Source organism: Flavobacterium tegetincola DSM 22377 (genome assembly GCF_000425485.1).
Lineage (GTDB): Bacteria > Bacteroidota > Bacteroidia > Flavobacteriales > Flavobacteriaceae > Flavobacterium > Flavobacterium tegetincola.
Genome location: NZ_KE384386.1, coordinates 33220 through 57881, shown reverse-complemented (window position 1 = coordinate 57881; position 24662 = coordinate 33220). Strand labels below are relative to the sequence as shown.

At 33.6% G+C, this 24662-nt stretch carries 22 protein-coding genes and 1 pseudogene; 11 read left to right on the top strand and 12 right to left on the bottom strand.

Going from position 1 to position 24662, the window contains the following annotated elements:
- The first annotated feature begins 3 nt into the window (after positions 1-3).
- The 7 genes from H602_RS0114455 to H602_RS19450 all read left to right on the top strand — a co-directional run bounded on the left by H602_RS0114455 (position 4) and on the right by H602_RS19450 (position 12004).
- Positions 4-621, top strand: a complete 618-nt coding sequence (locus H602_RS0114455; RefSeq protein WP_026978646.1) for an alpha-ketoglutarate-dependent dioxygenase AlkB family protein — start codon at positions 4-6, stop codon at positions 619-621.
- Entirely contained in the window at positions 622-5127 is a 4506-nt protein-coding gene (locus tag H602_RS20550) for a DEAD/DEAH box helicase (RefSeq protein WP_051224563.1), read from the top strand.
- The gene (locus H602_RS0114445; protein WP_026978645.1) at positions 5120-5953 is read left to right on the top strand and encodes a hypothetical protein; all 834 of its coding nucleotides are present in this window, start codon (positions 5120-5122) and stop codon (positions 5951-5953) included. Before H602_RS20550 ends, H602_RS0114445 begins: the two co-directional genes overlap by 8 nt.
- Positions 5953-8448, top strand: a complete 2496-nt coding sequence (gene pglZ, locus H602_RS0114440) for a BREX-1 system phosphatase PglZ type A (RefSeq protein WP_051224560.1) — start codon at positions 5953-5955, stop codon at positions 8446-8448. The genes H602_RS0114445 and pglZ overlap by 1 nt, the downstream gene beginning before the upstream one ends.
- A 3-nt stretch (positions 8449-8451) precedes the next feature.
- Positions 8452-10476 carry a BREX system Lon protease-like protein BrxL gene (gene brxL, locus H602_RS0114435; RefSeq protein ID WP_026978643.1) on the top strand — a complete coding sequence of 675 codons (2025 nt, stop codon included), beginning with the start codon at positions 8452-8454 and terminating at the stop codon, positions 10474-10476.
- A gap of 206 nt (positions 10477-10682) precedes the next feature.
- Positions 10683-11060: a hypothetical protein gene (locus H602_RS0114430; RefSeq protein WP_026978642.1), complete on the top strand. Its 378-nt coding sequence runs from the start codon at positions 10683-10685 to the stop codon at positions 11058-11060.
- A gap of 203 nt (positions 11061-11263) precedes the next feature.
- Entirely contained in the window at positions 11264-12004 is a 741-nt protein-coding gene (locus H602_RS19450; protein WP_051224557.1) for a tetratricopeptide repeat protein, read from the top strand.
- Positions 12005-12090: 86 nt separating this feature from the next.
- On the opposite strand, the gene H602_RS0114420 is transcribed toward H602_RS19450, so the two are convergent.
- From H602_RS0114420 to H602_RS0114410, 3 genes are all read right to left on the bottom strand, one after another.
- The gene (locus tag H602_RS0114420) at positions 12091-12774 is read right to left on the bottom strand and encodes a hypothetical protein (RefSeq protein ID WP_026978641.1); all 684 of its coding nucleotides are present in this window, start codon (positions 12772-12774) and stop codon (positions 12091-12093) included.
- Between the two features lie 153 nt (positions 12775-12927).
- Positions 12928-13140 (bottom strand): hypothetical protein, encoded by a 213-nt coding sequence (locus H602_RS0114415; RefSeq protein ID WP_157505089.1) that lies wholly within the window; start codon positions 13138-13140, stop codon positions 12928-12930.
- A gap of 249 nt (positions 13141-13389) precedes the next feature.
- Positions 13390-13791, bottom strand: coding sequence for a hypothetical protein (locus tag H602_RS0114410; protein ID WP_026978639.1), 402 nt, complete (start codon positions 13789-13791; stop codon positions 13390-13392).
- Positions 13792-14028: 237 nt separating this feature from the next.
- On the opposite strand from H602_RS0114410, the gene H602_RS0114405 reads away from it, so the two are divergent.
- Positions 14029-14655, top strand: coding sequence for a recombinase family protein (locus H602_RS0114405; protein ID WP_026978638.1), 627 nt, complete (start codon positions 14029-14031; stop codon positions 14653-14655).
- Positions 14656-15107: 452 nt separating this feature from the next.
- Here H602_RS0114405 and H602_RS0114400 read toward each other — a convergent pair whose 3' ends face one another.
- From H602_RS0114400 to H602_RS0114385, 4 genes and pseudogenes are all read right to left on the bottom strand, one after another.
- Positions 15108-15869: a TIGR02757 family protein gene (locus H602_RS0114400; protein ID WP_026978637.1), complete on the bottom strand. Its 762-nt coding sequence runs from the start codon at positions 15867-15869 to the stop codon at positions 15108-15110.
- A 91-nt stretch (positions 15870-15960) separates the two neighbouring features.
- Positions 15961-16464 (bottom strand): annotated as a pseudogene (locus tag H602_RS18940) (DUF2400 domain-containing protein); the annotation flags it as partial.
- Positions 16457-18157 carry an LIC_10190 family membrane protein gene (locus H602_RS0114390; protein ID WP_026978636.1) on the bottom strand — a complete coding sequence of 567 codons (1701 nt, stop codon included), beginning with the start codon at positions 18155-18157 and terminating at the stop codon, positions 16457-16459. The gene H602_RS0114390 and the pseudogene H602_RS18940, both read right to left, overlap by 8 nt.
- Position 18158: 1 nt before the next feature.
- Positions 18159-18821, bottom strand: a complete 663-nt coding sequence (locus H602_RS0114385) for an ABC transporter ATP-binding protein (protein ID WP_026978635.1) — start codon at positions 18819-18821, stop codon at positions 18159-18161.
- Between the two features lie 293 nt (positions 18822-19114).
- Here H602_RS0114385 and msrA point away from each other — a divergent pair, with 293 nt between their 5' ends.
- Together msrA and H602_RS0114375 are read left to right on the top strand one after the other, a co-directional pair.
- Entirely contained in the window at positions 19115-19690 is a 576-nt protein-coding gene (gene msrA, locus H602_RS0114380) for a peptide-methionine (S)-S-oxide reductase MsrA (RefSeq protein ID WP_051224582.1), read from the top strand.
- Between the two features lie 39 nt (positions 19691-19729).
- Positions 19730-20020 carry a hypothetical protein gene (locus H602_RS0114375; RefSeq protein ID WP_026978633.1) on the top strand — a complete coding sequence of 97 codons (291 nt, stop codon included), beginning with the start codon at positions 19730-19732 and terminating at the stop codon, positions 20018-20020.
- Positions 20021-20028: 8 nt separating this feature from the next.
- On the opposite strand, the gene H602_RS20480 is transcribed toward H602_RS0114375, so the two are convergent.
- From H602_RS20480 to H602_RS0114350, 5 genes are all read right to left on the bottom strand, one after another.
- Complete coding sequence (locus H602_RS20480) at positions 20029-20343, bottom strand: DUF6787 family protein (RefSeq protein WP_026978632.1); 315 nt, start codon at positions 20341-20343, stop codon at positions 20029-20031.
- A 30-nt stretch (positions 20344-20373) separates the two neighbouring features.
- Complete coding sequence (locus H602_RS0114365; RefSeq protein ID WP_026978631.1) at positions 20374-20790, bottom strand: DUF6146 family protein; 417 nt, start codon at positions 20788-20790, stop codon at positions 20374-20376.
- A gap of 124 nt (positions 20791-20914) precedes the next feature.
- Positions 20915-21871 (bottom strand): D-2-hydroxyacid dehydrogenase, encoded by a 957-nt coding sequence (locus H602_RS0114360; protein WP_026978630.1) that lies wholly within the window; start codon positions 21869-21871, stop codon positions 20915-20917.
- Positions 21872-21892: 21 nt separating this feature from the next.
- On the bottom strand, positions 21893-22966 hold the full coding sequence (serC, locus tag H602_RS0114355; RefSeq protein ID WP_026978629.1) for a 3-phosphoserine/phosphohydroxythreonine transaminase: 1074 nt from the start codon (positions 22964-22966) through the stop codon (positions 21893-21895).
- Positions 22967-23077: 111 nt separating this feature from the next.
- Positions 23078-24136, bottom strand: a complete 1059-nt coding sequence (locus tag H602_RS0114350; RefSeq protein WP_026978628.1) for an acyl-CoA reductase — start codon at positions 24134-24136, stop codon at positions 23078-23080.
- Between the two features lie 116 nt (positions 24137-24252).
- Here H602_RS0114350 and H602_RS0114345 point away from each other — a divergent pair, with 116 nt between their 5' ends.
- On the top strand, positions 24253-24603 hold the full coding sequence (locus H602_RS0114345) for a 4Fe-4S dicluster domain-containing protein (RefSeq protein WP_026978627.1): 351 nt from the start codon (positions 24253-24255) through the stop codon (positions 24601-24603).
- Positions 24604-24662 lie beyond the last annotated feature (59 nt).

Sequence of the window (24662 nt, the reverse complement as noted above, 5' to 3'; positions counted from 1 at the left end):
AATATGAGCCAGTTAGATATGTTTGGAGAAGAAACTCCCAATAACGGAGACAGCACTGTATTACAAAACGGAGAATACATTTACATTCCAAATTTCTTAGGCACAAAAACTGCTGACCGCTATTTAGAGGCATTCAAAAACAATATTGAATGGCAACAACAAAGCATGAATATGTATGGAAAGCAAGTGTTGTTTCCCAGACTTACTTCATGGTATGGTGAAAATGATAAAGCGTACTCTTTTTCTGGAATCACTTTAAATCCGCATGCTTGGTCGGAAGAACTTTTGCAAATCAAATCATTGATAGAACCCATTAGTGAGGTTGAGTTTAATAGTGTTTTACTTAATCGATACCGAGATGGAAACGATTCAATTTCATGGCACACAGATGCTGAAAAAGAGCTTGGTAGAAATCCAATCATCGCCTCGGTAAACTTTGGAGCTGAACGCAAATTTCAATTGAAACATAACGATACTCAAGAGAAACATGAAATTGTGTTGAAACATGGAAGTCTACTTTTAATGAAAGGAGAACTACAGCATTTCTGGAAGCACCAAGTTCCAAAGCAAAAAAACATTACTAAAGAGCGTATTAATTTAACTTTTAGGGTGATAAAATAAATGAGTTACGAAAGAAATTTACACGCCTTAATCAATCCTTCATTTAGTGCAATCCGAAACATTGCATCAGATGAGCTTTCACATTTGAGCAGATTTCAAAGGGACAAACTGTGGGAAGAGCTCGATAGAGGAACGGCACTTTTGCAGACTCATGAGCAGATGTGTCAGTACTTGTTCTCGTATGGTAATATGCACCAAGCTAAATTAATGGACGCTTTTCAACAACTTCCATCAGTTGCGTACGAGAGACAGATTGAAATCATAGATTGGGGTTGCGGACAAGCAATGGGTACGATAAATTTCATTGATTTCTTAAATGAGAAAGACGCTACTTCCAATATAAAAAAAATCACTTTAATTGAGCCTTCAGCGGTAGCTCTTGAGCGAGCTCGGATTCACGTCAATAGTTTAGTTGATGCGTCAGTTGAGTTAATTACAATTCCACATTTTTTCGAAGATATTACAGCAGATGAAATATCATCGAATTCTGAACGGATTGTGATTCACATATTTTCAAATATTTTGGATGTTGCTCAAATTGATTTAAAACATTTGGCCAACCTTATTGATAATACGGTTATTTCAGATAATTTTTTGGTTTGCGTTGGGCCTTTAAATCCAACGAATCAGAGAATTGATGCTTTTTTTAGATATTTTGATGACGATTTAATTGATAACTTATACGAATTCGAGGAAACGAATTTTAAAAACAGAAACTGGACTTACAAGGGTAGAATTTATAAACTTGAACGTAATGAAAGAGGACATCTTATTCCTATCGAATACTATCCAACTGTACAATTTCATTCTGCTTATGAGTTGGATATGCTTCGCAACAATAGAGGTCAAAAGCAAATCGAGTTTAGCAGTAATTTGCAAAGTTTTGAAGTAGCAGTTCCATTCGATTTAGGTGCTAGTGTTTATGACGATGTTCATCCTGTGTTAGCAGTGTTGAACAACATTATTTGTCGAGGCCTACCAACTAAAACCAGCGTTTACATTGAAGAGCAATTTCAAAGTGCATTTGAATTAACTCAAAGAGATATCAAATATGGCGAAATTAAATTCAATCTAAAACCTGATTCAGAATTCGATATAGATTTTGAGATATTTGAGAAATATTTAGATAACGAGCTTGAAATTGATTCAGCAGATTTAGTTCAGCTTCAATTACTTTTTACTCCAATAGCCATTGCTAGGTTTCAGAAAGTTATTGTAGAAGCAATAATAACTGGACATCTTCCCATGGATACGGGTAGTTGGAAAATACTAGTTGAGGAAAAAGATGTTCCCTTTGCAAATCTTGCGATTGAAGATTTCAAATCCACATTTGATAATTTAATCCAGCTTTCAGAAGAATATAACGATTATAGATTGCCAGAAATAGAGCTGTTTGTAATTAGTAATAATTCGTTTTTTGAATCAAAATTACACTGTAGAAAAGTTTATAGAAATACTACGAACGAATTGCGGTCAATGGCTTTTGACATGGTGGTTACTCACGCTATATTAAAAACTACATCAATCGATATTGAATCATTCAGCGAGTATACAGTAAAAAACAATTGCTACTTTAATATCCGTTCTATAGAATCTAAACGTACCGCAAGAGGGATTTACACATCAAATGTTATAAAGTATAAAAACTTAGTTGAGAAAACTTCTCAAGGAGTTTTTATAGAGAACGCTCGAGCAAAAGAAAATTTAACTTATTTTCTTCAATTGTTCTTCAGAAAAGATGCTTTCCGTGCAGGACAGCTTCCTATTTTAGATAGAGCTTTACAGAATCTTCCTGTTATAGGATTACTTCCAACTGGTGGTGGTAAGTCACTTACTTATCAAATTTCTGCACTACTACAGCCAGGAATCACGATGGTAATTGACCCACTTAAATCCTTGATGAAGGACCAGTATGATGGACTTATTAGCAGTGGAATAGATTGTGTGACTTATCTCAACTCAAGTTTGACCACTTCAGAACGAAAATCTCGAGAAAGACAGCTAGAGTCTTCACAAGTACAGATTATATTTCTATCGCCAGAACGACTTGCGATTGCGAGCTTTAGAGAGCGACTAAAAAATATGCACGATTACAATGTATACTTCTCCTATGGTGTGATTGACGAGGTGCATTGTGTTTCAGAATGGGGACACGATTTTAGATTTTCATATTTACACCTAGGGAGAAATTTATACAATTACGTTAAAGGAAAAGACAAAGAGATATCATTGTTTGGTTTAACAGCGACTGCATCTTTTGACGTTCTAGCTGACGTTGAGAGAGAGCTTTCAGGTAATGGTTCATTTGTCCTAGATGCCGATGTTATTGTTCGCTACGAGAACACCAATAGACTGGAATTACAATACAAGGTGGAAAAGGTTGAAGTTGATTTTGAAGACGATGGTTTCTTTGACCCGAATCATCAACTTGCTCCTCATCTTGCCAAAGCACTAAATATAACTAATCACTGGAAAGCATTTGATTCAAAATCGAATTTCCTGAAGGATTACACCAAGAAAATCCCAGATTATTTGAATGAAATTCAATCAGTAGCCAATGTCGACTACATAAAAAGTAGGTTTGTCGAGAGGCAGAATAACGATGAGGGAATTGATGCAAATCTTCAAATTCCTATCACATCTGATTATTATGCTGAAAAAGAAGTGTATGAGGAAGCTGGTATTGTTTTTTGTCCTCATGTCCAAGGAACTGGACTATCTGTACAAGTGAATACAACTAACTTAAGACAGGAAGGCTTTACGGATGTTGCTTCTTTTTCAGGTAGAGATAATGACAATCTTTCGATGGCAAATCTAGAAACGTTTAGAAAAAATGGGAGCCCTTTAATGGTAGCGACTAAAGCTTTTGGGATGGGAATTGACAAGCCTAACGTTCGATTTACTGTAAACATGAATTATTCAAGTTCTCTTGAGTCATTCGTACAAGAAGCTGGAAGGGCTGGTAGAGATAAAAAGATTGCGTTGTCTACTATTCTCGTTTCAGATTATTCCCTAGCTCAAGTCAGTCGAAAATATTTGTCGCCTGTTTTTCCTATACCACTTATTAAAGGTAAATGGTTTAGGAAAGAGGATTTAAAGGAAATATTATCACATTATGCAATAACAGTTCCAGAGCAATTTTGGCAATATGCAACACCAAATAAAGATATTGTAAAGCTTTTTTGTCCGAAAGATAATGTGATGTTTGGCTTTAATAATTGTAGTGAAGTTTGTACTGAATTTACAAGATGTAATTTAAGAAAAGCTACTAATGAAAGTCGAGGCTGGAAATCGGAAGTTGAATTAATTCAAGATTTAAAAGCAAAAAATCTTAATTTAAGTAAAAAATATTTCCAATATCTAAATGCTGATTATCAAACCGTAATGTATTTCTTCAACGAATCCTTCAAAGGGGACAACATTGAAAAAAGGTTTATGCATCAACTTTTAAATACCAATCAGCTTTTTATTGAAACCAAAGATGGGGAAAGTACAACTCTAACTGAAAAAACAGGTTTTCTCTCCACAGTTTTAAGTGCTTCAATAGATGAAGAAATAGTAGTTTTTATACCTTATAATGAAACAAACTCTACAGATTTGTCAAAAGCCATTTATAGAATGGTGTGCATCGAGTTAATAGAAGATTTTACTCAAAACTATTCTACAAGACAATTCAGAATTGTTACAAAGCGAAAAGAGTTAGGCCAATATTATCAAGGTTTAAAGCGGTTTTTATTACGATATTACACGGACGAACGAGCAGATGCAGAATTAGTTAAAGTTACAGAAATAGTCCTTAAATCTGAAGATATAGATGAACTTTCTAAAGAAATTTATAAGTGTCTTGCTTACTTGACCGAATTCGTTTACGATAAGATTTCAGAAAAAAGAAAGAGAGCTATAGACGACATGCGAAATTTTTGCATGGAAGGTGTTGACGAAAGTGTTACATGGGTTGAAAGAAATGAGAGTTTAAAAGATTTTATCTACTATTACTTCAATTCGAAATATGCGAAAAGTGATTACGTTGCAGATAATGGTGAAGCTTTTTCATTAGTAATCGACACCGATGGTGGTAAAATTTCTAGTGAAGAAATTTTGTTTAAATATACACGTGTAATTGATGATGATATAGTTGGTGTCGGTACACCTCTAGATAATATTAAACATTTATACGGTGCTGTGAGATTAATTAGTAGGTCATTAACGGATAGTAATCCAGCGTTATATCTATTAGAAGTCTTCTGTCTAGCTTATATGGGAATGAAAAACAACAAAGGCCTACAAGAGCAATTAGTCTCTAGATATTCGGAAGGAATGACTGAGTTTTCATCTCGAATGGATTCTCAAGAGAGTTTCTGGACACTATTTAAAAGTTTTAATACTTTTATCAAAAGCCATATTAAGAAAAATGATTTAAAAACTTTAATCGATGAAACGACTTTTTTAATACACGCTAATCAATTACGTACGATAAAAAATAAATACCTAGAAATCAATGAATAATCCAGCAATACAACAAACACTTGTAGAATTACAAGATAGCTTAGCAAAAATAGAATCAGCTCGTACACAGGTCAATACTATAGCAGAAAAGAGTGAACAGCTAATTAATTCCTTCACAAATGTTCTACGAAGTATCGAAACAATTTCAGATGGTGTAGGTATAGATAAAGAAGCAATTAAGGAAAACATTGACAAAAGTTTCAAAACTTTTGGAGCAGATTTGAAAAAGATTTCAAATCAATCAGATTCTAGGATTCAAGAAGTAGATTCCAAATTGCAAGAGAACCAAGTTGGTTTCCAAAAGGATTTGCAAGGATACATAAAGAGTTTTGAATCTTCAATTAAAAAACTAGTCGCTAGCTTTGAGTCAAAGTCAAATGAACAGTTGAGTTCACTAACTGCGTCAAATCAAAGCTTGGGTAAAGAATTAGAACAGGTTTCGAATCAATCTGGTTTAAGAATTAAAGAATTAGAAGATAAATTAAAAACAAATCAAGTTCATTTTCAAGAAGGTCTAGAATCAAGTCTTAAAGATTTTGAATCGACAGTAGAAACTCTTAAAAGCACTTTGCTATCAACTTTAGATGAACAAACATCGTTGCTAAAAACATCTAATCAAGAATTGATAAGCGAAATTAACAACGTAAAAAGTGGATTAATTTCATTTGACAGCAGTTTGAAAAGTTTGCAAAGTGAAATTTCAGAACTTGATTTTGCCAAAGAGTTTAAACTTCTTTCTGATAAAATCGATGCAAAGCATAAACAAAGTCTAATCGTAAATATTGTACTTGCGATAATAATAATCATAGTATTTTTCGTAAAATAATGAGCAAAATAGCTGAAGCATTAACAAAGTTATTCAACAAGCACCGTATTGTTTTTTGGTACGATGAAAAGGAAGAGTTGACAGACCAGTTCCAGTCATTGGAACTGGAGCATGTCACTAAGATTCATGTGCAACATAATGAATTTGAGGTGAAGCATGCCGTTTGTAAAAAACAGCCAAAAGAAAAGTTTTTACTTTATTTCACTGGTGAAAAACCTGCGAATGAAGATAATTGGTTATTGGATTTAGAATTAGCACATCATGTATTTCATACGGACCAAGAGGCAATGTTTCTCCAAGAGATGGGATTGGGTTACCATTTAAAGGACTTTGTTGGAAATCATATTGAATTCTTTAAAGCAAAAGAACGCAGGTTGAAACTAAAAGAATACTTAGGTGACGGAGATGATTTTCAAGAAATAAAATACAAGATGCTGGCCATCACACTTGGAACAGAAAACGTTAGCTTGGTTACTTATATTCATGCTCATGGTTTTTCTTATATAGACGGCAATGAAAAGTTTGACAAGGACCTTGAACGCTATAATTTATCATCATTTTATTGGGGAGAAATTAAGCGTAAGTACAATTACCTCAATGAGAATCCATCTATTTACGATTTCTTATTAGAAGTGTTCAACAATAACTTCTCACTGGGGCAAAATACTGGGATTGCAAAGGAATCGAGGTTGTTACTTTCATTGTGGAAAGATACCATTCAATACCGTGAAAGTTTTGGTAGACTATCCTCTAAAATAGCTTTAGATATTGACGTTGAAAACAAATTATACAGTAGTTCAATCGATGCAATTGTTGACGATGATATTTTTAAGTTAATTGATAAAAAGGTTATTCACGAATTAATTGAACTGATAATTTCAGAACAGATTTCTAGCGAGAAGATAGCTCAATATGTGAAGCAAAGAGAAAATAAGTATTGGTATTCTGAAGTAGAATTTTTCTATGACAGTATCCTTTTCGCTTCGGATTTAATCTCGGCAATTCGTAAACACTCTCATACAAAGTATACTTCTTTTGAAGAGGGAACAGCTGATTATGCATCAAATCTTTATGAGGTTGACCTGCTTTACAGAAAATTTATCTGGAACTATAGAAAAACCAGCCAAAACAAAATATTAGCAGACTTAGCGGTTAAGATTGAAAAAGTATATTCTAATGATTGGCTGTTGAATTATAATAACAATTGGCAAACTGTAGTTGACGGATTGAGCAGTTGGACTAAAGATTCAGATGTTGCTCAGCGAAATTTTTTTGACATCCATGTCAAGCCTATTGCAGATAAAAAACAACGTATATTTATTATAATTTCGGACGCATTTAGATATGAATGTGGTGTGGAATTTACAAAAAGACTTCAATCAGAAAATAGATTTGAGGCTTCAATATCGCATTTGGTTTCGAGTTTGCCATCTTACACACAGCTTGGGATGGCTTCGCTTCTTCCTCACAAAGAACTTTCTATTCAGGAAGGAACTGACTTGGTTCTAGCTGATGGGAAATCTACTAGTGGCATCCAAGGTCGCACAAAGATTTTAGAAGCTAATTTAGGACCTAGGGCGACTGCAATTAAGGCAGAAGAGTTTATGAAAATGAATTCATCAAAAGAAGGTAGAGATTTTGTAAAGAATTATGATGTGATTTACATTTATCATAATCGAATTGACAAAACGGGTGATGATAAAACTACTGAAGAAAAAGTATTTGATGCTGTAGAGGACGAATTCACATTCCTATTCGAAATGTTGAAAAAAATCAACAATATGAATGGTTACAATATGATTGTTACTTCTGACCATGGCTTTATCTACCAACATAACGAACTTGATGAAAGTGATTTTAGCGATTCAAAGCACAGCGGTGAAATATGGAAAGACAACAGAAGATTTGTTATTGGCAAAGATTTGAAGTCAGATAACGCTACAAAATCCTTCACTGGAACTCAATTGGGTCTGTCAAATGATATCGATGTCCTAGTTCCTAAATCAATCAATCGACTTCGAGTTAAAGGTGCAGGCTCTCGTTTTATTCATGGTGGAGCTTCACTTCAGGAAATCGTTATTCCTGTAATAAAAATTACCAAGACAAGACAAGACACAACTACACAAGTTGAAATCGACATTATTAAATCGTTGGACAGAATTACGACTAATATTCTTGCAGTTTCATTTATTCAAACGAATTTAGTAAGTGACCAAGTTTTACCTCGAATTTTGAGAACAACGATAAAGGCTGAAGATGGTGAAGAATTAAGCGACCAGTTTAAATATAATTTTGATATTGAAGATGGTAGTGAACGCCAAAGAGAAGTTAAGCACAGATTCCAGCTCAGTTCGAAAGCAAGTGGAAAATACAAGAATCAACGAGTAAAATTAATCTTAGAAGAACCTGTCGAAGGCTCGTCAAAGTGGAAGACTTATAAAGAATACTTTTATACACTAAACATTTCATTCACTAACGATTTTGATGAATTTTAAGCCATGAAGGAACTAGATTTAAAATTAAACGAATATTTTGGGGGCAAAGTAGTACGAAAAGATTTAACCAAATTGGTTAAAGGAAACGCCATCGTACCAATCTATGTTTTGGAATACTTACTCGGACAATACTGTGCAACTAGCGATGAAGAAACAATCATTCAAGGCGTTGAAACAGTAAAGACAATTATATCCAAACACTTTGTACATCGTGACGAAGCTCAGATAATAAAGTCTACGGTGCGTGAAAAAGGTTCGCACAGAATAATTGACAAAATTTCAGTAAAACTGAATGACAAAGAAGACCAGTACGAAGCCTACTTTGCAAACCTCGGACTTAAAGCAATTCCAATAGCAGATTCAGTAATTAGAGAACATCAAAAATTATTATCTACAGGTGTTTGGTGTATTCTTACCCTAGGTTACGTTTCAACGGACGAACGAGGAACTTCACCATGGATTATTGAAAGTATCAAACCCATCCAGATTTCAATCAGCGATTTGGATGAATTTAAAGAAGGAAGAAAAGCATTTAGTAAGGAAGAATGGATTGATGTTCTGCTACAAACTATGGGATTGAATCCTGAAGAGTTTACTTTTCGTTCCAAATTGCTTCAACTTACTCGCCTTGTTCCATTTGTGGAAAACAATTATAATTTGATTGAACTTGGTCCGAAAGGAACAGGAAAATCACACATATTTTCTGAGCTTTCACCACACGGAATGTTGATTTCTGGTGGTGAAGTTTCAAAGGCAAAACTATTTGTAAATAATAGTTCTGGTGAGATTGGTTTGGTTGGTTATTGGGATGTTGTTGCTTACGATGAATTTGCTGGAAAAACAAAAAATACGGACAGAGGACTTGTTGACATCATGAAAAACTACATGGCTAACAAATCCTTCTCTAGAGGGACGCAAGTCTACGGTGCTTCAGCTTCTATGGTATTTGTAGGAAACACGGACCACAGCGTTCCGTATATGCTTAAGCATAGCAATTTGTTTGAAGCTTTACCAAAAGACTACTATGATACTGCTTTTTTAGACAGAATACATGCGTACTTGCCTGGATGGGAAGTTCAAAAGTTGAGAAACGACATGTTTACTTCTGACTATGGGTTTATCGTTGACTATTTGGCAGAAATTTTAAAAGAGCTAAGAAAAGAGGACCGTACGAACGAATACGCCAAGTATTTTGAATTGTCCGACACCATTACTACAAGGGATAAAACATCGATAATTAAGACCTTCGCTGGATTGGCCAAAGTGATTTATCCGCATGGCGAATTATCAGAAGAGGATATGCAAGAGTTGCTTGATTTTGCAATCGAATGCAGAAAAAGAGTGAAACTTCAACTTCAGAATATGGATGAAACTTTTGAAGAAGTTGATTTCAGTTACACCATCAAAAGTAATGGCAAAAAAATTACCGTTGAAACTTTGGAAGTTTTGGAGCACCTAACACCAGTGCAAGAAACTACCTTTATTTCAGATAGTCCAGAACAAGTATTGCAGTCTTCAATTCCTAAAAAACTACTTAAAGAACCACAGATTGAATTACAAGGTGGGCAAAAGTTAATACGAGATAACCAATCTGGTATTTCATATGACATGCTTTTTGGAGCATATTTTATCAACGCTACTGACTACAAAATAATTGACCCATACATTAGACTACCATACCAATTGAGAAATTTCATGGAACTGGCGAAACTTATTTCGGAAAAGAAAGACCCAGACACAGAAGTGAAACTTCACCTTGTTACGAGTAACAATGAAGACTATATTGATGGTGCAAAAGAAGCATTTGAACAAATGACATATTCGTTAGAATCTATCGGAATTATTTTTAGTTATGAGTTCGATGACAACATTCACGACCGTTCTATTGTGATGGATAACGGTTGGAAAATAGTACTCGGAAGAGGTTTAGACATTTGGCAGAAAACTGGTGGCTGGTATGATGTCAATGAGTACATTCAAGAAAAGAGAATTTGTAAGGCTTGTGAAGTGACTTTTTTAAAGTATTAATTAAGAAATGATTTATGTGCATAACTGTCGAGTTTCACAACGTTATTAATGTTAATTTCTGACAATAAATAATAGTAAGTTAATTGGCAGAATCTGCAACGATTGAGTCAATATTTAATTTTACTCTTTGTCAATGTCGATTTCAAGAAAGTCAACATAAACTAATATTACAAAAAATAAAAAACAACTAATAAAAAGTAATAAAAATGGGATTATTTGACTTTTTCAAAAAGAAACAACAACCAAAAACGCTACTTGAACAAGCTCAAGCATTAGGTGGACCGCTAATAGTTAATGGTTATCGTAGCATTGCTGCTGCGAATAATATGGCACCTACTTCTAAAACATCCGACCAAAAAATCATTGAAATTTATCAAAGGGTCGGTTCCGCATTTAGAGAAGCATCAAAGCAAAGGAATGAGCATATTCCAGCAGGATATCTCAACACTATAGTTCTTAAATACTTTCAAGTTTACGAAATGATGGGAGACATGATGCTTGATGAAAACTTAAAGTATGAAGTAGATAAATATATTCAAGAAGGTTTGCGAGAAGATTATAAACAGGACTTAAAATTATTTTAAGATTATAGAAACGTATTATGCACACCATCGTAAAATTCTAGATTACTAACTTATTAAGTTGAATATAATAATCTGCAGGGATTGATGATAATTTTAATATAATAGTGAAAGTCAAATTATTACTTCATGACTATATAGGTCAATAAAATCAGCATCAACTTGACTAAAAAAAACGAAACAAAATATTAAAAAAACGAAAAAAAATGGGATTATTTGACTTTTTTAAATCGAGCGACAAGAAGGAATCCAAGATTGATTTGACGGATTTTAAATTTCTATCTGACGACCACATTAGAATAGAAAATGGGAAACCAACCAATGCAACCAATAAAGGAGCGTGGCGAGGAATCAGAGTAAAAACTACTGATAATAAAATTTTCAATGTGACAATGTACAACATGAATGGCAATCATCCAGTATGGGGTGATAACATTCAAATGGCGGAAAAACGTATGAAAATAATCGAGAACAACAATTCAAAAATCGTTCTCCGTGGTTTTGGAACTGACGCTATGGGAGCTTCATTTTCTGATTACGGTTTAACTCTTCATAAATCTAACAATATTATTGATAGTGTTACTTTGCACATGCATGACAGAAATGTTGACATAGAGTATAAAAAGGCGCAAGATGTAAAACATTCTGAAGCTCTAAACGAATATTCAGAATTTGACAATTTTAAAAATTTTATCCAACGTTGGAATACAACTATGTCAATGCCAGAGAAAATGCAAATAGCAGGACAAAGTGATGAAGTTAATAATCGTGGAGCAAATGCCTATAGAAATGATGATATAACAAGTGCTATTTCATTTTTTGAACAAGCTATAAAATTAATGCCTAACAATGATGATGCTCTAAAAAATCTAATAATATGTTACGGAAGAAATGGAAATCAAATGAAAGTTGATGAAATGCAAAGGAGACTAGATTATCTAAGGTAAAAAGTAAAACAGTTGTTATGCAATTATAAAATTTGGGTTTGATATTCAATTGATTGGTAAATCTGTTAATTTCAAACCTTAATTTTTTAAGTATCGCTTTCGATGAAGTTAATTAATTCACCACTCATTCTTATAAAATGTTGGTTTATTTCAGCATCTCGCTTTTTCTTAATAGGGTAAGATTGGAGAAAGAAGGCTTTGGAAAAGATTAAAAATTCATCAAATGCCTCTGCATGGTCACAATCCACATTGACTAATATTTCACCAGTGTTCTTTATAATATGGTTTTTTATGTATGGATGCATTAGTGGAAAGTAATGGAGCAATCTTGCCTGAGCTTCCTCAGGATTGGCCGTACTTAATTTTTTAAAATACTCTATCGCAAAATTCACAAATTCTTTAAAAGGATTTCCACTCTCATTTAGTAATTGCTGATAATTTCCATCCAGTAAGCCTCTTATTGCCAAGGACCGACCGAGAGTATGCTCTCTATGTATCATTAATAATAATTGACTCCAACCATTATCTTCAAAAAACTTTTGTTCGGCATGTGACAATTCTTCTCCATACAAATCCTTTTTTTCAATAATGGTGTATATTTCATCGACAGTCATATCCCGATATTTATCTTCGAAGAGAATATCTTCAAGCTTTTCTTTATCGTCATCGGTATTAACTTTAACAATATCACCACTACTTTCTTGTGCTACAACAGTAACTTTCACTTCAGTATTTGCGTTATTTTTGAATAATGATTTTAGAAATTTCATACACTTAAGTTTAGAGCAAATTGACTTCCAATGATTAGCTATACAATCGGAATAACTATTTTCTTTTATTTAGGAAATTCTAACAAATCCAAATAAAATAAAAGACTAATTCGCATTATCGAACTGCCATTTTAAATTAACTTTTTCACTCTTTTAAAACTTCAAATGTTGCAAGGCCTCAATATAAATGTTGAACCACTCTTTTATATAATCCGTTATTTCTTCCCTTGTCACCAAATCTTCATGATTCGTAGTATAAATCTCTATTCCACGAAATGTTATATCTATAACGTTATAATGGGGCGGTTCTAAAATGAAAAGGTCTTGACTGTCCTCATTGCCAAATTCAATAAATATATTTCTCATTTCTAAAGAATTATACTTTTCAAGCAAGTGTATATTTAGTTCGTCAACTATTTCCTTCAAATTAACCTTTTTTGTTTTTGTCATCGTAATTATTTTTAGTGATAAATATCAAATGCCTCACATTTCAACTGACCTTATTTTCTTCCAGTGTTGAAATGAGTAACCAAGATACAATTTATTACTAATTAATATGAAAGTTAAAGCTTTTTAAGCAATGTTCAATTTACAGTTAAAAGCCTACAACATAAACTATATCAGAAGTTCGTATGCGTTCATCTCCCAATCAATATTATCAAAACCAATATTAATTAGTTCTTTGATGTTATAGTCCAACATATTGTCTAAAGTAAATGCAACTGCCAGCTGACTATAGGCTAATATATTCTCACTATTACTTAATTCTTCGTAACATTCCGCAAGTATCCAAACTGTATATTTTCTCCACGGTTTATCTAAATCAAAATCGTTTTCATTGTAAATACATTTTTTCGCTAGCCATTCTTTTGGACAACACAGTTCTTTTAAAAGATTTTGTCTGTCTTCTAAATTAGGCTGCCCAGCCAAAATATTGCCAAGGTAAGTTTCTCTAACTTGAAGACCCAATATGTGTAATTTATATCCGTCTTTTGATATGGTAGTAGCGTCTTCCATTTTGTGTGTTTATAGATAAAAAGCTAAAATAAAGAATAAACACTTGTGAACCAGGATATTAATACATTTACTTGCACGTGAAAAATATATCTTGAATATTTGTGAAAGGTTTTAGTTTTAGACTATAACCTTATAATGAATCACCTTAATATCAACCAACCCAATAACAGCTGTAGATATGTTTCATTAAAATTGAGAGCCTAAAACTAAAGCAATAATCATCTAAATTTCCATCCTATGTATTACTTCTACTCTCGAATTTCAACGGCCCAACAAAATTCAAGTCGACAACTAGAAAACTTCAAAAATCATGTTGGCTACGATGTCAAAAATGTATTTGTGGAAAAGATTCAAGGAAACGTTCCCTTCTTTGAAAGACCAGAGGCAAATCGAATGTTTGACGAGATGACGGATGCTAAAGAATGTGGTATGGTCATCGTTGATTCAATTGACCGTCTTGGGAGAAATCTTTTAGATATTCTAAACACCATCGAAACATTTACAAAAAACGGAATAAATTTGAAATCTCTCAAAGAAGGATTCACTACGCTATTGGATAACGGTGAAGAAAATCCAATGGCCAAGTTGGTCATTTCTGTTATGGCTAGCATTGGCGAAATGGAGCGTAACCGAATCAAGATTAGAACCGCTGAAGGTGTTGCAATAGGAAAAGCATTAGGGAAGTTCACTGGAAGAAAGCTTGGAAGCACACAGTCCGATGAAAAGTTATTGCAGCGACACCAAACCATTCAGAAGAAACTTGTCAAAGGACTAACGATTCGTGAAGTTTCTGAAATTACTGGAGCATCATCAGCAACTATTATTAAGGTAAAAAAAGTAATGTCTAACCGTAAAATGATATAATCAATGGGAAACATAAACATTTTTAAGATTTATAAAACACTAATGGTGCTGTACAATTGTCGAAGCTTCGAAGTTTTCGCTACACATAATAGTCGTCCTAATTGTCCTGATGAAATAATGATAAATTTTTATATTGACGTTAATAGAAAGGCTGATGTAAGACGTTTACATCGACAATTCGAGAGACACATTTGTGTATATAACTATTTTCTTCTTTCAGAGAAAGGAAAGGTTTCGCTAATTGTTCAGTTCCATAGACCAGAGCAAAAGTTTAAGCCAGATTTAAATTTCTGTTTAAACTAATTTAGCTACCAACCCTTCCCCCCGTGGAGTCCTTCCCCCCGTTACCCACCCCATGGGAGGGGGTGGTTTTGGTTCGTATATGGGGGTATGATGAGACGTTCAAAAATTTTCCTGGGAATTTTTTTACTAAAAAAAAATAAGTCATCTTATTAGAATCCTTCAAATATTCCTAAACCAAATAATGCAAAATCATATTTGACTGGGTCATTGACATCAAGAGCTCTTAAATTATTATCTAGTTCAGTTAAAGCTTTTACGTCATTCTGCTTGCGATTTATCAATCCAAGTTTCCGAGCAACATTTCCACTGTGAACATCTAGAGGACACGATAGTTTGGATGGATTAATGTTCCAAATTCCAAAATCAACACCTGAATTATCTTGCCTAATCATCCACCTTAAGTACATATTCAGTCTCTTCGAAACGGAACCTTTACTGGGATTTGCAACATGTTTCCGACTTCTATTCTCATGCGGAATCTCAAAGAACGCTTGATGCAATTCAAAAATAGCTGGCTGTAAAGAATCTTCTGTCTGATACTTTTGAAAAATTCCTTCTAGTCCTTCATGATTAATATAGATATGTTTTAAAGCGGTGATGAAATGTTTAAAATCATCGGAATTAAATGTTCGATGGACGAAACCCTCTAACCGTTCTAAATGATATTCCTGATGATTCATGACAAAATCATACGGTGAACTACCCATCAAATCCATCATTCGATGTCCGTTTTTAGTAATCATAGTTCTGTTTCCCCACGCAATCGTAGCACTTAAAAATCCAGCAATTTCAATGTCTTCTTTTAAAGAGTATCTATGAGGAACACTAACTGGGTCTGGCTCAATGAATGCTACAGTATTGTACTGAATTACTTTTGATTCAAGAAATTCCTTTAATTCGTCTTTAGGGATAACCATCTTTTTCTTTAAATTTAGAGCAAAATATTCCTGACAAAGATAACGTAATAAATTTTTTTTATACTACCTTAATTACCCGTACTTACATATTGATCCGTTTTGCTGCCGAATTATTTAACGGATCGGAGATGTGTTTTTGTGTACGCTTTTCGTGCTCAATTTCAAAAAACTTCTTTTTAAATTCACTTATGTTTTGCTGTAGCGAGTTATTTTCCACTTTTTGAAAAACACCTTCTAAACCGTTGTGATTTTTGTAAATATGTCTTAATCCAAGCATAAACATTTTGACATCTGCTGCATTAAAGGTACGATGCACAAAATCGTCAAATCGTTCCAACTGCTCCGGTGTATGCGACATCACAAAATCATAGGGAGAATTACCCATTAAGTCCATCATTTTTGATGCGTTTCGGATAATCATTGTTCGATTTCCCCATGCAATAGTGGCGCTTAAAAAACCAGCAATTTCAATATCCTCTTTTCTAGAAAATCGATGGGGAATTTGTATCGGATCAGTTTCAATGAACGTGGGATTATTGTAAAAAATAACTTTTTCGTCCAAAAAATCTTTAAGTTCAGATTTATTCATTTTTCAGTAAATTTTTGGAATAGAATCCATCTTTAATATCATTTGTTCGCATTTGCGGAATAATATCGTAATTTCTTTGATAATAATCTATTTGTTTTTTATTGACGCAAGGTAATGCTCCATTTCCCGTTCCATAGAAAAAATCATTATCAAGGGGAGAATTATATTTTAAATTTCCAAGTTCAAAAACTTCAAAATCATTTCCTAATTTGGTATTTTCAAGCGGAAAAAGAAGTGCCTTTAATGGAAATGTATTTGTTTTTGACATAAAAGTATTAGACGTAAAATACGATAATTGCATTGGTATAAATAGAGTGAAACCAATTGGAACTAAAGAGAAGTACAAAAGGGTTATGATTACTTTCTGATTACGAATCAGACAGACGAAGCAAAAAAAGCTAAAAAACAGTACAAAATTCATGAAAAATCGGTACTGAGGCGAGGTTGCAAAAAGTAGCGCCATCTGAAAAACCATTAGTAAGTAAACGATCCAAAAACTTTTTTTATTTTGGTATTTATAAATAAAAAAGGGTACAATTGCTATTATTGATAGGCCTATCTTATTAAATACCCCATTTAATTTTGGCATTGAAAGCCAGTTTATGAGCAATTCAATGGTAGACATTTCCTGAAATTGATTTGCATTAACACGATATCCAAAATAGCGAATCGCATCATAATAGTTACTTTCAATTGTCTTCGGTATGCTGTAGTCGGCGGCGAAAGACTCGAATAATTTTGACGGAAAAAATACCGAACCACTCACAATCATGTTTTTTGTAATAAAAAGAACTAAAACAATTCCCGCTAGTAGAGACGGAATAATTAAATTTTTGATTAAATTTTTGAAATTCTGAAGAAAAAGTACCAGTGGAAGAATCGCAAAAACAATCGAAGTGCTTTTAATATACAGCATAAAGAGCACTAACGCGACGATCAAATTAAAAACTTCAGATGAACAATTTTTGTAATTTTCGATAAAATAAAATAAAATTATGAACGTCAAAACGTATATAGCAATATCGGGTGATGGAGCGCTAATGAACTGAAAGTAATAAATACTACCAAATGTAAATACTCCTGTAATGAGGAAAATAAGTGTTCTGTTTTTATAGTAAAGCTGCAGTTTTTCTATTGAAAAAAGTACACCTAAAAGTAAACAATAGCCACTCAAGTCATTAAAATTTGGATATAAAAAAGAAAGATTGAAAACACTTTGAGTGATGTGCCATCCGCTGAATTGACCTAAATAGAGGTGTAAATTTGCCAAACCTTTTACAAAACCATATTCATTTAACCATTTAATGGTTTGAATGTAATACGATTCGTTATCAATTACATAAGGAAGTGTGCTGCATTGAGCTAAGATCAATAAAGTAATTAGCACTAAAAATGTTTGTAACGCTCCTGATAATGCCAAAATGTGCTGCCAAAATAAATTGTAAGATGTATTAATCGCCCTTCTGAATTTGTAATAAATGACTAAATTAAAAAGTAATAAAACTACATGAAATTCTATATTTATTCGTCCAAAAACAGCCCAAATACTTGCGATTAGTGTGATTGAAAAAAGCCCTAAAATTGAAGTTACAACTGTATTTCTATTTTTTAAACCAAGAATTTTTTCCGTCCATACGCCACAATTTACGGACGTAAAGACAATATAAATCCATGATAAAAAAATTAAAAACATCTTACTGAGCGATTAATCCGTCCACCATTACTAATTTCCGATCGGCCATATTTGCAAAATCTTCGTTGTGCGTCACGATGACAAAAGTTTGTCCAAACTCATCTCGTAAATCAAAAAACAATTGGTGCAAATTTTCTGCAGAAACGGTGTCCAAATTTCCTGAAGGTTCATCTGCAAAAATGATGGCAGGTTTGTTTATTAAAGCTCTTGCAACAGCCACACGCTGTTGTTCGCCACCAGAAAGTTCACTTGGCTTGTGGTTGATGCGATGACCTAAACCTAAATATTCCAATAACCGAATGGCTTCTTGCTCTGTTTCTTTTTTATCTTTCTTAGCAATAAATGCAGGAATGCATACATTTTCCATTGCTGTAAATTCTGGCAACAATTGGTGAAACTGGAATATGAATCCCAAATTAAGATTTCTAAATTTAGAAAGTGCTTTGTCTGAAATTTCGAGTACGTTTTGACCGTTTATAATTAAGGAGGTCAATGAAGCGGCTGAAGGAACATCCAATGTGCCCAAAATTTGAAGTAATGTGGTTTTTCCAGCGCCTGAAGCACCTACAATAGAAACAATTTCACCTTTTTTGATATGCAAGTACACTCCTTTTAGTACTTGCAAGTCATCATAATGCTTCTGAATATTGACTGCCTCAATCATAATTTATTTTTTTACAAAGTAACAAAGTTTTTTGGAAAACTAGATCTATACCCTTTTTTTCTTTGCAAGCGATATTATAAAATTGCGTTAATGCAACCTATTTCTGTTTAGTAAATAGTTAATTTTGTTCAACAATTATAAGATGGTTTTCGGCATTTGTAATCATTTTCAAGTGATTTTAAAACCATATGCAAACGCTTTTTGATAATAAAAGGACGATTTGTACACGAATAAATTAGTAGCAATTGTATTGGCGTACTACATTAACGTACGTCAATCTAAATAAAAAATATATGACAGCATTTAATGCAGCGAATGAGTTTCAAAAACAAGATAATTTAGAGATTGCCACTTTTGCCGGCGGTTGTTTTTGGTGTACCGAAGCGGTTTTTTTAAAAATTGAAGGAGTTCAATCCGTTTCGCCTGGTTACATTGGCGGAGAAGTATCAAATCCTACTTATCAAGAAGTCACCACAGGAAGAACGGGTCATGCAGAAGCAATTGAGATTGTTTTTGATTCAAATTTAATAAGTTATGGAGAATTGTTGGAAGTGTTTTTCGCCACACATGATCCTACTACTTTGAACCGCCAAGGAGCGGATGTGGGAACGCAATATAGAAGTGAAGTTTTTTACCACACTGATGAACAAAAGCAAATTACGGAGGAATTCATCTCATTTTTGAACAGTGAAAATGCTTTTGGCAAACCGATAGTAACAGCAACTTCTCAAGCATCAACATTTTATGTAGCTGAAGATTACCATAAAAATTACTACAACCGGAATTCCGATCAATCGTATTGTACCTATGTGATTACACCAAAAATGGACAAACTTAAAGCCTATTTTCAAGATAAACTGAAAAAGTAAGCCAGAAAATTTAGGCATTGTTTTTGTTTTAAATTCATTATGAAACAAATTGATCAACCTTCTAAACAGGGAAACAAAACGAGGGATTTTTTTTTAAGTCTCTTATTTGATGCCATAGGGATGATGTCTTTTTCAATTCCATTCATTGGCGAGTTTGCTGATGTGGTTTGGGCACCAATATCTGGCATCATCATGGTTTGGATGTACAAAGGAACGATGGGTAAAGTAGCAGGTGTAGTTTCTTTTATTGAAGAAATTCTTCCAGCTACAGATATTGTACCATCATTTACCCTAATGTGGTTTTATACTTATTTTATCAAAAAGAGCTAGAAGAAATTCTAGCTTTTTTCTTTTGGTAACAGAAATCCCATTTTCATACTGCGAATCATTCTCTTTGCAAATGGTGTAAAAAAGGAAGATTGACCAAAGAGCCATCCAAAAAACATTAGCATAAAAGGGTAGAGTGGAAGCACTAGAACAAGTAATATAACGTAGTATAAAAGTAGGTTTGTATTATCTTTTGTTATTCCCATTTCATCCAGAAAAAATGATGATATTTTGGCAGACAATGAACCATTTATTGCAAAGACAACAAAAATAATCGCGAGCTGAAAATTAGAGGTTATTCCCCATCGGGTCTTGAGCTTATTCATTTGGAAATAGAAATAGGTAAAAAAGGCTTTTTACAATCGGGCTTTGAAACCGCCCAATTGGATGTTATTCGTAAGTTGAAAATAAGTCAAATAATTGTAGATCAAATAGTTTACTTCATATCCGTAATCCGTGTTATTATTGTAATCGATACTCATTTCAAATAAATGCGTATAAGGTCCGGAAATTACATTTTGATTCCACTGCGAAACCCAAACCCGATTTCGTTGCTCCATATAGTCTTGGCTGTAAAAATTTCTGCTTTTGCCGTAAGTTGCCAACCAAGAATTAAATCCAGGATCAATGATTATTACTTCATATTCCAATTCCTCATTTGCAATCCGAATGGTATCATTAGTACCTGTTGCTGAATTAAACGACGTGTTTTTTTTAGGTACACATGCAAAAACGACAAGGAGCACGAGCGCAAATAAGTAATATTTTTTCATAACATTGAATTTGCATAAAAATACAAATTTTTGACTGCTTTTGCATCTCATTTGATGTCATTTAACAAAAAAAGCCAAACTCTTACATTTGGCTTTGCAATTCATTGCAAATGGATTCTAAAATTTATGATTTTAAAAGACCTATAATTTGCTCAGCAAGTTCAATTCCGATGCGGTCTTGTGCTTCCATTGTAGCAGCTCCAATATGAGGTGTTAACGAAACTTTTGGGTGCATAAGTACTTGTACAGCTGGAGTTGGTTCTTCTTCAAAAACATCTAATCCAGCAAATAGCACTTTTTCACTATCAAGCGCTTTTAACAAAGCGACTTCATTAATAATACCGCCTCGAGAAGCATTAATAATTCCTACATTTTTTTTCATTAAATCAAATTCTGGCTCATCAATGACGTAGCCATTTTCTTGAGCTGGAACGTGAAGTGTAATAAAATCAGCATGTTTTAAAACATCTTCTATAGGTTCGGTATCAATTTTGACATTTATAAATTGGCCGTTGTAAAAATCTACTTTAATTTCCGCATAGCCAATAAATTTATCTGCAGCAATAACGCGCATTCCCAATCCTAAACCGATTCGGGCTACTTCTCTTCCAATTCGACCAAATCCGATGATGCCAAGTGTTTTTCCACGCAATTCAATTCCATTTGCATATGCTTTTTTCAAACCATTAAAATTAGAATCACCTTCCAATGGCATGGTTCTATTGGCATCGTGCAAAAAACGAACACCAGAAAATAAGTGTGCAAACACTAATTCTGCAACCGATTCGGAAGAAGATGCAGGAGTACTGATGACATTTTTTCCTTGAGAACGAGCATAATCAACCTCAATATTATCCATTCCTACGCCACCACGACCAATGACTTTTAGCGATGGACAATGATCTATTATCTCTTTGTTTACTTTTGTGGCACTTCGCACAAGTAACACATCAATATCATTTTTGTTGATGTAAGAAGCGACTTGCTCTTGCGCTACTTTTGTAGTAATTACTTCAAATCCATTTGATTCTAAAAGTTTGATTCCGCTTGGTGAAATCCCATCGTTAGCTAATACTTTCATTTATTTTAAATATAGAAATTTCTATTTATATAGTACTTGTAATTCTTGCATGGCGTCTACCAAAATTTGCACGCTTTCAACAGGCATTGCGTTGTAGATAGAAGCGCGGTAACCTCCCACACTTCTGTGACCAATAATTCCAGAAATGCCTTTGTTGTTGCAAATTTCCGAAAATTTTTCAGTTTGAGCATTGTTTTTTAATACAAAAGTCACATTCATCAATGACCGATCTTCTTTTTTTGCAGTGCCTTCAAAAAGTGGGTTGTTATCAATTTCAGCATAAAGTAAAGCCGCTTTCTCCTGGTTTTCTTTTTCCATTTGAGCAAGTCCGCCTTTGTTCTTTAACCACTTTAAGTTTAATAAGGAGGTGTAAATAGGAAAAACAGCAGGCGTATTATACATGCTTTTTGCTGCGATATGCTGCTCGTAATTTAAAATATTTGGTATTTTACGATTGGTTTTGCCTAATATATCTTTTTTCACAACAATTAAAGTAACTCCCGCTGGTCCCATATTTTTTTGAGCTCCCGCATATATTAAATCAAAATTGGAGTAGTCCATCACTCTAGAAAAAATATCCGAACTCATATCACAAACCACAGGAATAGTCGTTGCTGGAAATTCGTGCATTTGAGTGCCATAAATGGTATTGTTAGACGTGCAATGAAAATAAGCGGCATCGTCAGGAATAGCATAGTCCTTGGGAATGTAATTGTAGTTATGGTTTTTAGAAGAACCTACAATTGCAACGGTCCCAAAAGCACGTGCTTCTGCAATGGCAAGGGATGCCCAGTTTCCAGTTTCTAAATAGGCAGCAGTTTGGTTCTTTGCCAATAAATTATACGGAACCCTTAAAAACTCCATACTTGCTCCACCTTGAAGAAATAATACTTCATACTGCTTAGAATCTAATTCCATTAGCTCTAAAACGAGTGCCCGTGCTTCCTCCATAACTGCTATAAACGCTTCACTTCGGTGGGAAATTTCTAAGATAGACAAGCCCGAGTCATCCAAATTTAAGACGGCTTGGGCTGCTTTCTCAAAAACTTCTTGTGGTAAAATACAAGGACCTGCACTAAAATTATGTTTTTTCATGAAATTGAAATTTTGGATGTAAGACTACAAATTTCAATAAAAGTATTTTAAAATGCAGTTTTTAAACGTTACAAAAGTTACATTCTATTAACAATAACGTAATAGTAAAAATTATATTTGTTGTAAAAACATCATGGTGTCTACATTATCGGCATAATCCCAAAGTTCAGGCATTTGTGTTTCACCGAAAGGTATACTTGTTGGAACCAGTTGATTAGAAACAATACATTGAATTTGCTCGTTTTCCGATGCTAATTTTAATTTCAAATCCTCTAAGTCATCATAGAATTCGTAAAAAACACTTGAGATAGGAGAGGCGTAACTTGTGTCTTCTTTAATTGTCAAAAATCCGTTATCCAAAAGCTTAAAATTGCTCATTAAAAATACAGCTTTATTGTAATCATAATTGTTGGCGTACTTTTCGTAATGAATCACATCTTGAAATTTGAAAATACCTTCAAAAAACGAATCAAAAATATAATTTCTAGGCACAAATAGTTTGCTGACATTTCTACAACCCAATCCAAAATACCTGAAAATATCCTCGCCCAAAGCTTCAAAATCTGCTTTGGTTTCCGAACCATTTAAAACGGCAACTGAATTTCTGTTTTTACGAATGATGGAAGGTTTGTCTTTAAAATAATATTCAAAATACCGAGCTGTATTATTACTACCTGTTGCAATTACGGCATCAAAATCAGTTAATTTCCCTTCAGAAAAATGGATACAATTCAATAATGCTGGTGCTACAGAAGTAAGGTAATTTGCCAAAAAAGGCAATAGCATTTGGTCGTTAGACGAAGTTTTTACCTGTACGTTATGACCAGAAAGTAAGACACAGATGAAATCGTGAAAACCTACCAAGGGAATATTTCCCGCTAAAACTAAACCAACTGTTTTAGGTTCAATGTTTTCAAAATTATAAGTGGTAAGCCATTGCTCTAAATTCGCTTTCGTCAATGCTTTTGCCCAAGAGTTTATAGCAAAATATACATTTTCTTGAGTGTACCAACCGTTGTGTGATTGCGACAATTCAATTAAATCCAGAAATGCCGTGTAAAACAAATCATTCTTCAATACTTCTGGATGAGGACTGCTATTTTCCAATTGAAATTGAGCAAGAAATTTTCCCAATTCGATTAAAGTATTTTTTTTATATTCTAAAGTCATATTGATTTGCTTATGTGATGTTTTGGGCGTAATTTTGCACAAAAATAAACCTTTTTTAAGCATTAGGCAATACGAAGTTTTTCTAAAGGCTTAAACTGAGTTTCAAAATAAAAAAAATGGCAATCATAATAACTGATGAATGCATCAATTGTGGTGCATGTGAACCCGAATGTCCAAACACTGCGATCTATGAAGGTGCAGACGACTGGAGGTATAAAGATGGGACAAAATTAAATGGTAAAGTGGTACTTCCAGATGGAACGGAAGTGGATGCAGAAGCAGTTCAAACTCCTATTTCTGATGAATATTACTACATCGTTCCTAGTAAATGTACCGAATGTAAAGGGTTCCACGATGAACCTCAATGTGCTGCAGTTTGTCCGGTTGACTGCTGTGTTCCCGATGGAGAACATGTTGAAAGCGACGAAACCTTATTGAACAAGCAAGCATTTTTACATAACGAATAAAAAAAAAGAGATGATCTAATTTAGACCATCTCTTTTTTTTTTAAAGAATAATTTATTTC